The following is a 14,523-nucleotide window of genomic DNA, read 5'->3' on the forward strand; positions in this document are numbered from 1 at the left end:
ATGCAGAAGGACGACCACACGATGACGGCAAGCACGGCACGTACCGCAGGCATCCCGGGTCCGGGGCCGGCGGCGACCACCCTGCACTGGACCACTCCGGCCGGAGTGCAGGTCACGCGGCTCTCCGAACCCCTGGACCCGGCCGGGGCCGAGGCGGAGTTGGCCCGCCTGGAGGAAGCCCTCGACACGCGGCGCGGCCTGCTCATGTCGGGCCGCTCCGAGCAGCCCGGCCGCTACCGGCCGTACGACCTGGGCCACGTCGACCCGCCGGTGGAACTGACCGCCGTCGGCGACCGGCTCCACGTACGGGCCCTCAACGCCCGCGGGCGCGTCCTGCTGCCCGCCCTGGCCGACGCCCTGCGCCCGCACGGCGCGCTCCACGACGCCGCGGACGGCACGTACAGCGCGGACGGCGCCTTCGCCGTCGCCGTCGGCGCGGAGCCCGGTCCCGTCGGCCGGGAGGAGGACCGCACCCGCCGCCGCTCCGTCCTCACCGTCCTGCGCGCCGCCGTCGCCGCTCTCGCCAGCCCGCAGGACCAGGTGTGGGGCCTGTACGGGGCCTTCGGCTACGACCTGGTCCTCGGCTTCGACCCCGTACCGCTCCACCAGGACCGGGACCCGCGGGACCGCACGGTCGTCCTGCACCTGCCGGACACCATCCTGGAGATCGACCGCACGCGCGGCACCGCCGTGCGGCACAGCTACGAGTTCGCGTACGCGGGCCGCTCCACCGTCGGTCTCGACCGCGCCACGCCCGCCGCCGCCTACGGCCCCCCGGCCGAACCCGCCGCCTACCGCGACCACGCGCCCGGCGAGTACGCGCAGCTGGTCCGCACGGCCCAACAGCGCTTCCGAGACGGGGAGATGTTCGAGGCCGTGCCCGGACAGAGCTTCCACCGCCCCAGCGCCGACGCCCCCTCCGAGGTGTTCCGCCGGCTCCGCGCCCGCAACCCCGCCCCCTACGGCCTGCTGATGAACCTCGCCGCGGGGGAGCACCTGGTCGGGGCCTCGCCCGAGATGTTCGTCCGGGTCGACCCGGACGCCCGCACGGTGGAGTCCTGCCCGATCAGCGGCACCATCGCGCGCGGCGCCGGCCCTCTGGAGGACGCCGAGCGGATCCGCACCCTGCTCGACTCCCGCAAGGAGGAGTCCGAGCTCACCATGTGCACCGACGTGGACCGCAACGACAAGGCCCGCGTGTGCGAGCCGGGCAGCGTGGAGGTGCTCGCCCGCCGCCAGATCGAGCTGTACTCCACCCTCATCCACACCGTCGACCACGTGCGCGGACGGCTGCGCGGCGACCGGGACGCCCTCGACGCGTTCCTCACCCACATGTGGGCCGTCACCGTCACCGGGGCGCCCAAGCGCGCCGCCGTCGCCTTCATCGAGGAGCACGAGCGCAGCCCGCGCCGCTGGTACGGGGGCGCCGTCGGCCGCATCGGCTTCGACGGCGGCCTGGACACGGCCCTGACCCTGCGCACCATCCAGATCCGCGACGGGGTGGCCACCGTACGGGCGGGCGCCACCCTGCTCTTCGACTCCGATCCGGAGGCGGAGGAGAGCGAGACGATCCTGAAGGCGTTCGCCCTCATCGACGCGGTGGAGAACCCCGCGCCCCGCACGCCGAACGGTGCCGGCGCCGGCGCCGGGCCCGTCCCCGGTGCCGTGGGCGGTGGTCGGCCCCCGCGCGTGCTGCTCGTCGACCACCAGGACTCCTTCGTGCACACCCTGGCCGACTACGTCCGCCAGACCGGCGCCGAGGTCATCACCTACCGGGCGGGCTTCCCGCCGGCGCTGCTCGACGCGCTCGCCCCCGACCTGCTGGTGCTCTCGCCCGGCCCCGGCCGCCCCGCCGACTTCCGGATGTCCGCCCTGATCGAGGAGGCCCTGGCCCGGCAACTGCCCCTCTTCGGGGTCTGCCTCGGCCTCCAAGGCCTGGTGGAGCACTTCGGCGGCGCCCTCGGCGTGCTGCCGCGCCCGGTCCACGGCAAACCCTCGCCCGTGGACGTGCTCGACGGCGGCGGCACGGTGTTCAAGAACCTCCCCGCCCGCTTCCCCGCGGGCCGCTACCACTCCCTGTACGCCGAGGAGGGCACGCTGCCCGAGGTCTTCGACGTGACCGCCCGCACCGCCGACGGGATCGTGATGGGCATCGAGCACCGCGAACTGCCCATCGCAGCCGTCCAGTTCCACCCAGAATCGATCATGACCACGGACGGCCGGGCCGGTCACACCCTGATCGCGAACGCCGTCGCCGGGCTCACCCGCGCCGCCGTGCCCCGCGTCCCCGCCGGGAGCCTGCGATGAGCGCCCCCGACCCCGCCGCCGCGCCCTCTTCCGATTCCGCCGCCGTCCCTGTGCGCCGCCCGGCGCGGGACATCCCGCGCTCCCCGCTCACCCGCAACGCCCGACTGGCCTCCCTCCCCCTCGGCTTCGCCGGCCGCAGCGCCCTGCGCATGGGCAAGCGGCTGCTCGGCCAGCCGGTCGAGCGGCTCACCGGCGAACTCCAGCGCCGCACCGGCGAGCAGCTCTTCCGGGTCCTCGGCGAACTCAAGGGCGGGGCGATGAAGTTCGGGCAGATGCTGTCCGTGTTCGAGGCGGCCCTGCCCCCGGAGGTCATCGGCCCCTACCGGGCCGCCCTCACGGTCCTCCAGGAAGCCGCGCCCGCCCTGCCCGCCCCGCGGATCCACGCCGTGCTCGCCGCCGAACTGGGCGCCGACTGGCGCGAGCGGTTCACCTCCTTCGACGACGAACCGGCCGCCGCCGCCTCCATCGGCCAGGTGCACCGTGCGGTGTGGAAGGACGGCCGCCCGGTCGCGGTGAAGGTCCAGTACCCGGGCGCGGGGGAGGCCCTGCTGGGCGACTACCGCCAGCTGGGGCGCCTGATGAAGCTGTTCTCCCTCGTCACGCCCGGCCTCGACGTCGAGCCGATGCTCGACGAACTGCGCGAACGGGTCACCGAGGAGCTGGACTACCGCCTGGAGGCGGCCGCCCAGCGGGCCTTCGCCGACGCCTTCCGCGACGACGCGGAGGTCCTCGTCCCCGAGGTGATCGCCTTCAGCGAGCGGGTCCTGGTCACCGCGTGGATGGAGGGCACCCCGCTGTCGGCCGTCATCCGCGACGGAACGCAGCAGGAGCGCGACGAGGCCGGGTTGCGGTACGCCCGCTTCCTCTTCTCCGGCCCCGAACGCGCCGGGTACCTGCACGCCGACCCCCACCCGGGGAACTTCCGGATGCTCGCGGACGGTCGACTCGGCGTCATCGACTTCGGGGCGGTCAAACACCTACCGGACGGCTTCCCGGCCGCCCTCGGCACCCTGAACCGGCTCGCGCAGCTCGGCGACTGGGGCGCCGCCCACCAACTCCTCGTCGAGGAGGGGTTCATGCGCCCGGGGTCCGAGCCCGACGACACCGCGCTCGCCTCGTTCCTGCTGCCCATCGCGACCCCGACCCGGGAGGACACCTACCGGTTCACCCGCCAGTGGCTGCGCGAAGAGGTCGTCCAGGCCGTGGACCGCGGCCCGGGCAGCCTGCTGCGCCGCTTCAACCTGCCGCCGTCGTACGTCCTGGTGAACCGCGTCGTCGGCGCGGCGACGGCCGTCCTGTGCCAGCTGGAGTGCGAGCTGCCCTTCCGCGCCGAAGCCCTCCGCTGGCTCCCCGGCTTCGCCACCCCGCACGACGCGCCCGCCCCCGCGTGACGTCACTGCCCGGGGGCAGTGGGCATGGTCGCTTCCTCTTCCGTCGGCCCCGCCCACGATAGTGCGCGGGGCCCGACGGCGGGACGGCCGAACGGGGAACGGGCTACCGCGGCGCCCGTACGGAGAATTCGTTGCCGTCGGGGTCGGCCAGGGCGACGGGGCCGTCCTCGTCGCCGGTCGTGGCCGGGTCGATCCGGGTCGCGCCGAGGGAGAGGAGTCGGGCGACCTCGGACCCCGGGTCTTCGCCCGCCGGTACGGCCAGTTCGAAGCGGACCCGGACCCGACCCGCCTTCGGCGCCACCGGGGGGCCGCCCCACGTGATCTTCGGGCCGCCGTGCGGCGAGCGGATGGCGGTCTCCTCGTCCTGGTCCCAGACCAACGGCCACCCCAGCGCCTTGCTCCAGAAGTACCCGACCTCCTGCGAGCCGTCGCAGGCCAGCGCTCCGAGGAAGCCGCATTCGGCGAGGAAGCGGTTGCCCGGCGCGAGCACGCAGAACTCGTTGCCCTCGGGGTCGGCGAGCACCACGTGCCCCTCCTCCGGGAGCTGGCCGACGTCGATGTGCCGGCCGCCGTGTCCCAGCGCCGCGTCCACCGTCCCCTGCTGCTCCTGCGCGGAGGCGCTCGTCAGATCGAAGTGCACCCGGTTCTGCTCGACCTTCGGCTCCTGGCTCGCCACGAAGCGGAGCCGGAAGCCGGTGTCGTCCGAGGGCACCAGCGCGACGCCGTCCCGCGCGTCGTCGCTCATCTCCCACCCCAGGACCCCGGACCAGAACCGGGCCACTCGCAGCGGGTGGCCCGCGTCGAAACTCACCGCAAACAATTGAGACGTCATTCCGCGGAGCCTAAGCGCCGCCCCGCCCTCCCCGCCAAGGATTATCGGGACGAAATGCCGCTAATTGCGGGTCCGCTCCTCGATCGTGCGCTGGACGCGGGCGATCCCGGAGCGCGCGGCTTCGAGCCGGACGCCCTGCGCACGGGCGAGCGCGAGGTAGTCGTCGAGCAGGCGCCCGTCCGCGGCCAGCCGGTCGGCGTGCCGCTCCGGCAGCGCGTGCACCCGGTAGGCCTCCAGCTCCGCGACGATCACGGCGAACGGCAGGTCCGGGGAGTGCTGCTGGGCGATCCTGAGCCTGCTGACCACGTCGACCAGCTCGCGCAGCTCGGGCGTGACACCCTCCACGGCCGTCGTGAGCGACAGCCGGTTCACCACGAGGAGCGCACCGCTCGACGCGTCGTAGTCGGGCTGGTGCCACCGCACGGCCCGGTCGCGGCGGCGGTTGTCGATGACGAGCCAGGTGCTGACGACCAGGGCGACGAGGGCGATCAACGCCCCCCAGGTCCAGGAGGAGGCGCTGGCGGGGGGTACGGGCAGCATGGTGGCGTCCTTCGTGGTCACGGCACTACGAGGGTGGCGCGGCGGCCGCGCATCATCGGCGGGTACAGCAGGTCCGCCGTGCCCCGGCGGAACAGGACGGGCGGCTTTCCCAGCCCCGACCTGCGCACCTTGTTGGTCTTGACCACGAAACCCGCGGTCTCCTCCACGACCTTGCGGTGGAAGTTCCCCGGGTTGAGCTCGTAGCCCCACACGGCCTCGTAGACCTTGCGCAGATCGGTGATGGTGAAGAGGTCGTCGCAGAAGGCGGTCGCGACGGTGGTGTGCTCCAGTCGGGTACGGGCGCGTTCGAGCCCGTACCGGAGGATCTCGCCGTGGTCGAAGGCGAGGCTGCTGTGAGGGCCCCACAGGGATTCCTCGACCTCGACCCAGTCGGCCTCGCTGGCGTCGCTCGCGCCGGTCACCTCCGGCGGGTCCGGCGTGACCGCGAGGAAGGCGGTCGAGATGACCCGGCCCCGGGGGTCGCGGTCCGGGCGCGAGTACGTGTGCAACTGCTCCAGCCGGATCCCGGAGCTGCTCAGCCCCGTCTCCTCCTGGAGCTCGCGCCTGGCCGTGTCCTCCAGCGACTCTCCCGCCCGGACGAACCCGCCGGGCAGGGCCAGCATCCCGCGGTACGGCTTGGTGCCGCGGCGCACGAGCAGCGCCCGTAGTTGTCCCGAGCGGATCGTGAAGATCACGAGGTCGGCCGTCGGCTGCGCCGAGACCCGCGGCCGCCGCACCGGAGCGGGCCCCCGACCGCTGCCGCGGATGATCTCCACCAAGCGGCGCGCGTCGACGACCGTCCCCTCCGGGACGGCTATGGGCAGGTCCTTCGGCGGCTCGGCGTAATAGACGGCCATGCCGCGCTCGTGGACGCGCCCCAACTCGTACGCGGTGGTGCGACCGACGTATCCGCCGGGATTGACGACGTACACCAGGCCCGCGGTGAAGATCTTCGCCAGGGTCGCCGCCTGGAGGTCGTGGTCCGAGGACTGGGGCGGGTCGGACTCGAACCGTACGAACTCGGGTCCCTGGCTGACGATCCGGCAGATCGGCGGGCTCGTCACGGTCAGCCCGGAGTCCGTGAAGGTCCGGGCGGCCGCGCGGACTTCGGGGTAGTGCTGCCGGAAGCTTCCGATGAGGGCGACGGAGGCCGTGGTCGAGATGCGCATGCGGGGACTGTGCCAGTGGAGCGTCGCCGAGCGGAACTCCCGAAAGCACCCTTCTGACAAGAACTCCGGTGTCGGCGCAGGTGGGAGTGGATTGTTCGACAACGTGTCAGAACGAAAAGAAGCCGCCCGGGCGGCGCCGGCTACGGCGCGGTGGGCGGGGGTGTTTCCGGTTTCGAGTGGAGGACGGCGCGGGCCTGGTCCGCGGCGCGGGCGATGCTTTCGGAGACGAAGTCGACGAAGCGGGCGATGTTCTCCAGGCGGGCGGCGGCCGGGGTGCCGGGGCCGAGGACGCCGACGCCCTGGCGGGCGATCTCGCCGAGGTGGGCGGTGGCGCGGGCGCTGGCCATCGTGGACTGGTAGAGGACGTCGTCGTCGACGATGTAGCGCTCGCGGCGGCGCTCGTCGCGTTCCCGGCGGATGAGGCCCTGGCTCTCGAGGAACGCGATCGCCTTGGAGATGGACGCGGGGCTGACCTCCAGGCGCGCGGCGAGTTCGGCGGCGGTGAGGCTGCCGACGTCGGTGGTGTAGAGGGCGGCCAGCACCCGGGCCGTCATCGTGGGCAGGCCCGACTGCATGAAGACGGTGGCGAACACCTCCTCGTACGCGCGCACGGCCTCGGTGTCGCGGCCGTGGGCCGGCGGCGTCGCCTTCGGGTCGCGCGGCGCGCTCTGTCCGCGCCGGTGCGCGCGGCGTTCGGTGGCGCGGTGGGCGAGGTCGGCGCGGTAGGTGGTGGGGCCGCCGTTGCGCATGACCTCGCGGGTGACGGTCGACGTCGGGCGGTCCAGACGCCTGGCGATCTCGGCGTAGGCGAGCCCGTCGGCGAGTCCCAGCGCGATCTGTTGGCGTTCCTGCTGGGTGAGTCTGCCTCCCGGCATCGTGGTCTCCTCCGTGGTCGTCCTGGGGTGCCGCCAGCATAGCGTTCATTCTTGGTTCATTGCAACGCACCAGAGGGTGAGTGTTGCATTGAAGCCTTGGTCATTGCAATGAAAAGGGGGCTCTGAGCTGCGCATATGCGGATCTTGCGCAACGAGTGTATTGCCTCATCTATGAACGCAACGTAGCTTTTCCCATGTCGGAAACAACGAGTGAGTGAAGGAAGACATCATGCAGAAGTTCATCACCCCCGCCCCGGTCGCCGCCGTCGTCGAGGTTCCCGCGGGTCGGATCCGGTTCATCGCCGCGGACCGTGCGGACACGACCGTCGAGGTCCTGCCCGCGGACGCGTCGAACGGGCGTGACGTGAAGGCCGCGGAGCGGATCACGGTCGGCTACGCCGAGGGCGTCCTGCGGATCGGCGCCGAGCCGGCGAAGAGCCGGGTGCTGGGCAGCTCCGGTGCGGTCGAGGTGACGGTGCAACTGCCCGCCGGTTCGCGGGTCGAGGCGAAGGTGGCCAGCGCGCAGGTGCGGGGCGTCGGGCGACTGGGCGAGGTCGTCTTCGAGGGGGCGCAGGCCACGGTCAAGCTCGACGAGACGGCGGGTGCGCGGCTGACGCTGCAGGCCGGCGACGTGTCGCTGGGGCGGCTCGGCGGTCCCGCGGAGATCACCACGGCGAAGGGCGACATCCGGATCGCCGAAGCCGTGGGCGGCCGGGTCGCGTTGCGGACGCAGGCGGGGGAGATCTCGGTGGGCGCGGCGCGCGGGGTCTCGGCCACCCTGGACGCGGAGACCGGCCACGGGCGGATCCGCAACGCGCTCCTGAACAGCGAGGGCGCGGCCGCCGGCCTGAACATCCACGCGAGCACGACGTACGGCGACATCAGCGCCCACAGCAACTGAGCGCCCGGACGTGCGCGACGCCCGCCACGTCGGCCCCGGTTCACGAGACCGCGTCGACCGGCTCCGGGTGCTCCGAGGTGAACTGGGCCACGGCGGTGGGCATGAACCCCGCCACCGTGTCGCCCTCGGACGGGGTCGACGACAGGACGCTGCTGATGACGACGAGCGAACTCCCCACGCGCACGACGGTCGCGTCGCCGCGCTGGGAGTCGCCCTTGGCCCCCGTCACCCTCGCCTGGACGACGAGGCTCTCGTCCCCGATCCGGGGCCCCTCGGCTACGACGAAGGCGGCCTTGTCCGCGGGCTCCCCCGACGCGTGGGGCAGTTCCACGCTCCGGCACCGGCTCACCAGGTCGCGCAGGTCCAGCATGGCCCGGGTCGCGCCGTTGTCGGCGAAGGAATAGAGCGTCTCGCTCCCGGGGATGACGCCGCCCCCGGCGGAGCGCCCGCCGCTGAAGGTGGTGCGGGCGGAGGCGGCCGACGCCCCCGTGCTCGCGTCCACGACGCTCTGCCCGTCGATCAGGTCGGTGCAGGGCGACGGCGATGGCGACGCCGTCGCCGAAGCGTTCGGGGCGGAACCCTGCGGCCGGTCGTCCGCGGGATCCGCCACGGAGGTCCAGCCGTAGGGCAGGGTGGCGGGCAGGAGGCGGGTGCGCAGCTCGGCGGCCGACAGCGGTCGCGCCTCGGCGGACGCCTGCGACCCCTGGTCCTCGGCGGAACTCCCGCACGCCGTCAACGACGCGAGCGACGCGAGCAACACGCATCCGGCCACGCGCCGGAACTTGAGGTTCCGCACCTCGACACCTTCCACCCCGAGTGATCAAATCGCCCGAAGGTAACAGGCCCGCGGGCCTTCGACAAACGTTTCCTCAGGCCGTGAACCCGCTACTCCGTTTGTACTGCGTTCGGGTGTGCGTTCACCCGGTCGAGTCAAGAACCGCGTCACCCGCGCGCTGCGGGCCCGTGGACGGGAGAAGATCTGCGCGTACCGCGGCGAGGTGCCCGCGGACGTGAACAAGAAGGAATCGGGACATGGCTCAGGGCGCGGTCAAGTGGTTCAACGGGGAGAAGGGCTTCGGTTTCATCGAGCAGGACGGGGGAGGCCCCGACGTCTTCGTGCACTACTCCGAGATCCAGGGCAACGGGTACAAGAGCCTGGAGGAGGGCCAACGGGTCGAGTTCGAGATCGGACAGGGCCAGAAGGGCCCGCAGGCCCAGCAGGTCCACACCATCTGATCCCGATGTCGTAGGTCGGGCCCGCGTCAGCGGGCCCGCGCCGGTGCGCTCAGCGCTCGATCAGGCGCTTGAAGGCCGCCGTGTCGAAGACGTCCTCCATGCGGGCGGCCCGGCCGTCGCGCAGGGTCCAGGAGTGGACGAAGCTCAGCTGTTCGGTCCGGCCGCTCACCGACGTCACGTGCCGCACGCCGAACACCACGACCCGGTCGCCCGACTCCACGAACTCCAGCGGCTCCAGCAGCATCCCGCCCACCACGGTCGGCGCGTGGGCCAGGAACGCCTTGACGCCCGCGTGGCCGTGCTTGGTACCGCCGAGGTCGTAGTCGGACATGCTGTCGGGATGCACCCACTCCACGTCCGGCGCCAGGGCCTCCAGCAGCGCCCCCACGTCGCGGGTGCGGAAGGCGTCGTAGGCGCGGCGGATGAGCGCGAGGTTCGCCGACTGCGTGGGGCAGGGGCCGCAGGTGGTGATGGTCATGCTGCTCTTCCCAATCCGTGGTCGGCGTACAGGGCGTGCTCGGCGCGCTCGGCGGGCTCGCGGAGGAGCTCGGGGTGCAGGGCGCGCAGGGTGTCGCGGATGCCGTCGCGCCAGGGGACCGTGCAGGGCCCGGTCAGCGCGCGGCGCAGCGCGGGATCGAACTGGTAGGTCTCGCGGGTGACGGCACTGGGCACCAGGCGCGCCTCCACACCCGTCAGCTCCTCCATGTGGCGGATGCAGTCGGTGATCCCCACCGCTTCGTCACCACCCCAGTTGACCAGGGTCGCCGGGGTGGTGGCGGCCCTCCACAGGTGCGGCACCTGCCGCACGAGGTCGTCCGTGTGCAGCGGCGAGCACCAGTTCTGGCCCCGCAGCGGTACGGCGATGGGCTCACCGGCGAGCATGCGCGCGAAGTACAGCATCGGGACCCCGCCGTAACCGCCGGGCCCGTAGGCGATGTTGAGGCGCGCGATGGTCGTGGGCAGCCCCAGGACCTGGGCGAAGGCCCGTACGGCCCCCTCCGTCGCGAGCTTGCCCACCGGGTAGGCGGGCAGCCAGTCGGCGACGCCGTCGACCGGGTCGGACTCCGTGTAGCGGTGCTCCAGGGTGCGGCGGGCGTAGAGGGCGCCCGTGGAGACGTACAAGAACGCCTCCGCGCCGCGGCAGTGGTTCATCAGCCGGCCCGCGGCCACCGAGTTGACCTCGGCCGCGGCGTTGAAGTCGCCGTCCTCGCCGCGGCGGACCGCCGAATGGATCACGTGGGTGAAGTCCCGCGGGAGGTCCCGCAGGGAGCCGCCGTCGGGGTCGTCCATGTCCCAGTGCCAGGTGGTGACGGACTTCTCGTTCAGCGCCCGCTCGATGCCCGGGGCGCCGAAGCGGCCCAGGCACCAGACCTCGTTGTGCTCGGCCAGGGCCTCGGCCACCGGCCGGGCGACCTGACCGGTGCCGCCCGTGACCAGGATCTTCTTGCCCTTCATCGGTGCGCTCATCCGTTCGCTCATCCGTTCGCTCCCTGCGGGGTCGTGGGGTGCGCCGCGGCGGCGCGGGCGGCGCTGATCCGGTCGGCGTCGCCGAGGGCCAGGTCGAGCTCGCGGCGCAGGACGCTCTGGAAGGCGGCCACGTGTCGGCGGCCCATCAACGTGTAGTGCTCGCCGGGGACTTCGACGTAGCGGTTCGGTCCCGTCGTGTGTTCGTCCCAGCGCCGCAGCTCGTGGTCGAGCCAGTCCTGCTTGGTGCCGCGCAGCGGGGTCGCGTAGAAGACGTGCATGGACGGGACCGTGCCGCTGGGCTCGTAGTCGCGGCCGAGTTCGGTGAGCCGTGCGGCCACCTCCGCCCAGGCGTCGAACTTCGTCCGGTCCAGGTCCAGTTCCGCCAGCCGGGCGGCGGGGGCGAGGCCCACCAGGCGGTCGACCTGCTCCTCGCGGGGCAGCCCGCGCAGGCTCTCCGGGAGCTCCCGCGCCTGCCGCTTGTCGATCAGCTCCAGGAAGAAGGCCAGATTGACGGCGGTCTCCACGAAGTCGAGTTCCTCCATGCGGTACTTGATGTGCGGCGGCAGGTTGAAGCTGCCGACGAAGTCCACGCGCTCGCCCGCGGCGCGGAGCACCTTCGCGATCTCGAAGGCGACGGCGCCGCCGTACGAGTAGCCCGCGACGGCGTAGGGGCCGTGCGGCTGGCGGGCCCTGATGGCGGCCACGTAGGAGTCCACCATCTGCTCGAAGGTGGTGAAGGGCTTCTCGCCCTCGTTGAAGCCGCGGGCGCGCAGCGCGTGGAAGGGCCGGTCACCCGCGAAGTACGTGGCGAGGTTGACGAAGACCAGGACCTCGCCGACCCCCGGGTGGACGCAGAACAGCGGGGTCCGGTCCCCGCCGGTCTGCATCGGCACCACCGGGTCGTACTCCCGCGCGGCGGAGCCGCCCGCCGCGCCGATCCGCGCGGCCAGCGCCCGGACGGTGGGGGACGTCAGGACGGTGATGACCGGCAGGGCGTCGACGCCGAGGCGCCGGGCCACCTTGCCGCGCAGGCGCAGGATGTCCAGGGAGGTCCCGCCCAGGTCGAAGAAGTTGGCGGTGGCGCTGATCGAAGCCGGGTCCGCCTCGAACAGCTCCGCGAAGACCTCCGCGACGGCCCGCTCGGTCGCGCCCTCGGGCGAGGTGTACCCGCCGAGCCTGCGCAGCGCCAGGTCCGCGAGGCGGTCGCGGACGGTGTCGTAGGCGCCCGACTCCAGACGCCGGCGCATCAGCGCGCGCTGGATCTTGCCGAGGCTGGTCTTGGGGAATGCCTCCTGCGGCAGTGCCAGGACGAGCGACGGCCGCAGGCCCCAGCGCATCACCACGCTGCTGCGGACCGCGGTGAGCACGCGGTACAGCTCGGCCTCGTCGTGCTCGGCCGCCTCGCAGTGGAAGGCGACCACCAGCTCTTCGGTGTCGCTGCCGGCCGAGCGCGTGGGGAAGGCCGCGACGAAGGAGCCGGCGACCCCGTCCAACTCCTCCAGCGCGGTCTCCAGTTCGTGGCTGAAGTAGTTGACCCCGTTGATGATGACGCTGTCCTTGCTGCGCCCGACGAGGGCGAGGCGGCCCCCTTCCACCCGGCCCAGGTCGCCGCTGCGGAACCAGCCGTCGGCGGTGAAGGCGGCGCGGGTGGCCTCTTCGTCGTTGTGATAGCCGCGGGTGACCATCGGGCCGGTGAACTGGAGCTCGCCCACGCCGCCCGCCGCGAGCGGCCGGTCGTCGGGGCCGACGATCCGCATCCGCAGGCCCGTCACGGCGGTGCCCAGGTCCGCGAACTCCGCGCCGGCGCCCTCCGGCTCCGGGAACTCCCTGGAGTAGACGGATCCCGCGCAGGTCTCGGTCATTCCGAAGGCGGGCCACAGGGCGCCCGGGCCCAGTCCGTACGGTGCGAACCGCTCCAGGAAGCTTTCACCGGTGCTACGGACCACCGCCTCGCCGCCGCTGATGATCTGCCGCAGACCCCGAAGGTCCAGTCGCTCTCCAGTGGACTTCAAGCGGTCCGTGCTTGAATTCAGCTGCCCCAGAAGGAAATTGGGCGTGAAGGTCATCGTCACGCCGTGCCGGGAAATGAGCCGCAGGAATTCCAGGGGTTCGTCGAGGATCACCGGGGCCTGCGTGTGGAGCTGGCGGCAGCCCACGGAGAGCGGCAGGAGATGGCACTCCAGCAGCGCGGCCACGTGGTCGAAGGAGACCCAGTTCATCGTGGTGTCGGCCGCGGTCAGCCGGTGGTGGCCGTTCTTGGCGGCCATCGACGCCAGCAGGTTCGCGTGGCTGAGCACCACCGCCTTGGAGTTGCCCGTCGAGCCCGAGGTGAGGACGAGGACGGCGGCGTCCTCTGCGCGGGCGTCGGCGTACGGGGCGGCCGGCGTGGGGCCGTACAGGGCGTCCAGCTCGGCGACCTCCAGGCCGTCGACCGCGGGCAGTTCGGCGGCCAGTGATGCGCTGGTGACGACCAGGGGTCCGTCCAGGAGCGCGTCGACGTGGGCGAGCTGGGCGGCCCAGCGGTCCCGGTCGCCGCGCAGGGGCGCCATGGGGCACGGGACGAAGCCGCCCAGGACGGCGGCCCAGAACGCGGTGAGGAACTCCTGCGGCTGCTCCAGGACCAGCACGACCTCGTCCCGCGGCCGCAGCCCCCGGGCGCGCAGGCCGGTCAGGACGCGCAGGGCCTCGTGCAGCAGCTCCGCGTGGCCCTGGTCGCGGTAGGCGCCGTCGGCGGGGCCCGGGCAGTAGCGGAAGCCCTGGTCGGGGTGGTGCCGTGCGGCGTCGAGGAGCAGGTCGGCGATGCTGTGGGGAGGTGGCGTGTTCACGAGTACTCCGTTGCCTGGTGGCGCGGCGGGGCGGCGTTGGCCCGCGCGGCGCCGGAGGTAGGGAAGACGTGGAATCGGGGCGGCCGATGCCCGGACGACGAGGTCGGGCGGGCGCGGACGGCGCGGTCAGGCGGGCCGTACGACGACGGTGCGGCCGACGCCCGCCGGCAGCGCGACCGCTGCGGTCCAGCCCGCGGGAGCCTCGATGTCGGCCACCCACCAGGTGGACGGCGCACCGAGGGCGAGCGTGGTCACCTCGACCGGTCCCGGCGTCCCGGCGTGGGTCTCCAGCCGGGTGAGTTCGTCGGTGATGCCCACCCCGGTCGCCTTCAGCACCGCCTCCTTGCGGGTCCAACAGCGCAGGAACGCGAGGCTGCGCGCGGCCCCGGCCGGCTCGGCCAGTACGGCGCGGCGCTCCCGGGGGGTCAGCGCGACGCCGGCGACCTCCGCGACCGGGACCTCGCGGACGGGCTCGGTGTCGATTCCGACGGGGTGCGGGGAGACGGCCAGCATGCCGAGGCCCCTTGTGTGGGAAAGGCTGATGCGCGGAGAAATCGTGGGACGGATTATGGCGGGCGGGCCGTGCTCGATATCACCGCACCCGCCGCAGGGGGCGCGGCCTATGGAGATTTCACGGGCGGGAACGCTAAGGGCGTCTGACATTATGCGGCGAATAGCGGCGCGGGAGCTGATGAATTCCGCGGCCCGCGAGGGAGATGTGAATGCGTGTGCACGTCTCAATTCCTCGGTGTCCAGGAGGGCGAGATCGGCCGCGCTGGAACGACCGTCCCGAATCGGCCACCACCACACGAGGACATCGGCGGAATCGAGGCTGGAAGACGCGGTACCGGATGTCCGAGCGGTGTGTGCATGGCGTGTGGTCACTGGGGAACCGTAGGCAGCAACAGGTCTGACCTGGGGACTCGTTGACAAATTCCGGTCAGCTGTGAAACAGAGGGTGAGGGTAGCGCTGCTGACGG

13 protein-coding genes are annotated in these 14,523 nt (G+C 72.6%); 4 read left to right on the forward strand and 9 right to left on the reverse strand.

Features of this window, described 5'->3' with window-relative positions:
* The first annotated feature begins 21 nt into the window (after positions 1–21).
* The gene (locus ACIBEA_RS21905; protein ID WP_399263320.1) at positions 22–2,307 is read left to right on the forward strand and encodes an anthranilate synthase component I; all 2,286 of its coding nucleotides are present in this window, start codon (positions 22–24) and stop codon (positions 2,305–2,307) included.
* Positions 2,304–3,698 carry an ABC1 kinase family protein gene (locus ACIBEA_RS21910; RefSeq protein ID WP_399263322.1) on the forward strand — a complete coding sequence of 465 codons (1,395 nt, stop codon included), beginning with the start codon at positions 2,304–2,306 and terminating at the stop codon, positions 3,696–3,698. Before ACIBEA_RS21905 ends, ACIBEA_RS21910 begins: the two co-directional genes overlap by 4 nt.
* Before the next feature lie 103 nt (positions 3,699–3,801).
* On the opposite strand, the gene ACIBEA_RS21915 is transcribed toward ACIBEA_RS21910, so the two are convergent.
* From ACIBEA_RS21915 to ACIBEA_RS21930, 4 genes are all read right to left on the reverse strand, one after another.
* A complete protein-coding gene (locus tag ACIBEA_RS21915; RefSeq protein ID WP_399263324.1) occupies positions 3,802–4,530 on the reverse strand; it encodes a VOC family protein in 729 nt (242 codons plus the stop codon).
* Between the two features lie 60 nt (positions 4,531–4,590).
* The gene (locus ACIBEA_RS21920; RefSeq protein ID WP_399263325.1) at positions 4,591–5,091 is read right to left on the reverse strand and encodes a hypothetical protein; all 501 of its coding nucleotides are present in this window, start codon (positions 5,089–5,091) and stop codon (positions 4,591–4,593) included.
* The gene (locus ACIBEA_RS21925) at positions 5,088–6,239 is read right to left on the reverse strand and encodes an NUDIX domain-containing protein (RefSeq protein ID WP_399263327.1); all 1,152 of its coding nucleotides are present in this window, start codon (positions 6,237–6,239) and stop codon (positions 5,088–5,090) included. Before ACIBEA_RS21925 ends, ACIBEA_RS21920 begins: the two co-directional genes overlap by 4 nt.
* 140 nt (positions 6,240–6,379) lie before the next feature.
* Entirely contained in the window at positions 6,380–7,114 is a 735-nt protein-coding gene (locus ACIBEA_RS21930) for a helix-turn-helix domain-containing protein (RefSeq protein ID WP_399263330.1), read from the reverse strand.
* 229 nt (positions 7,115–7,343) lie between these two features.
* On the opposite strand from ACIBEA_RS21930, the gene ACIBEA_RS21935 reads away from it, so the two are divergent.
* A complete protein-coding gene (locus tag ACIBEA_RS21935) occupies positions 7,344–8,015 on the forward strand; it encodes a DUF4097 family beta strand repeat-containing protein (RefSeq protein WP_399263332.1) in 672 nt (223 codons plus the stop codon).
* 40 nt (positions 8,016–8,055) lie between these two features.
* Here ACIBEA_RS21935 and ACIBEA_RS21940 read toward each other — a convergent pair whose 3' ends face one another.
* The gene (locus ACIBEA_RS21940; protein WP_399263334.1) at positions 8,056–8,811 is read right to left on the reverse strand and encodes a hypothetical protein; all 756 of its coding nucleotides are present in this window, start codon (positions 8,809–8,811) and stop codon (positions 8,056–8,058) included.
* Between the two features lie 236 nt (positions 8,812–9,047).
* On the opposite strand from ACIBEA_RS21940, the gene ACIBEA_RS21945 reads away from it, so the two are divergent.
* Entirely contained in the window at positions 9,048–9,251 is a 204-nt protein-coding gene (locus ACIBEA_RS21945; RefSeq protein ID WP_399263336.1) for a cold-shock protein, read from the forward strand.
* Between the two features lie 49 nt (positions 9,252–9,300).
* Here the strand turns inward: ACIBEA_RS21945 and ACIBEA_RS21950 are convergent, their stop codons facing one another.
* The 4 genes from ACIBEA_RS21950 to ACIBEA_RS21965 all read right to left on the reverse strand — a co-directional run bounded on the left by ACIBEA_RS21950 (position 9,301) and on the right by ACIBEA_RS21965 (position 14,056).
* Positions 9,301–9,729, reverse strand: a complete 429-nt coding sequence (locus ACIBEA_RS21950) for a nuclear transport factor 2 family protein (RefSeq protein ID WP_399263338.1) — start codon at positions 9,727–9,729, stop codon at positions 9,301–9,303.
* The gene (locus tag ACIBEA_RS21955) at positions 9,726–10,706 is read right to left on the reverse strand and encodes an NAD-dependent epimerase/dehydratase family protein (protein ID WP_399263461.1); all 981 of its coding nucleotides are present in this window, start codon (positions 10,704–10,706) and stop codon (positions 9,726–9,728) included. The genes ACIBEA_RS21950 and ACIBEA_RS21955 overlap by 4 nt, the downstream gene beginning before the upstream one ends.
* Positions 10,707–10,726: 20 nt before the next feature.
* Positions 10,727–13,543 carry an AMP-binding protein gene (locus ACIBEA_RS21960; RefSeq protein ID WP_399263340.1) on the reverse strand — a complete coding sequence of 939 codons (2,817 nt, stop codon included), beginning with the start codon at positions 13,541–13,543 and terminating at the stop codon, positions 10,727–10,729.
* Between the two features lie 126 nt (positions 13,544–13,669).
* Positions 13,670–14,056, reverse strand: coding sequence for a 4'-phosphopantetheinyl transferase family protein (locus ACIBEA_RS21965; RefSeq protein WP_399263342.1), 387 nt, complete (start codon positions 14,054–14,056; stop codon positions 13,670–13,672).
* Between the last annotated feature and the right edge of the window lie 467 nt (positions 14,057–14,523).

The sequence above is a fragment of the Streptomyces sp. NPDC051555 genome (assembly GCF_044454405.1).
Classification (GTDB): Bacteria; Actinomycetota; Actinomycetes; order Streptomycetales; family Streptomycetaceae; genus Streptomyces.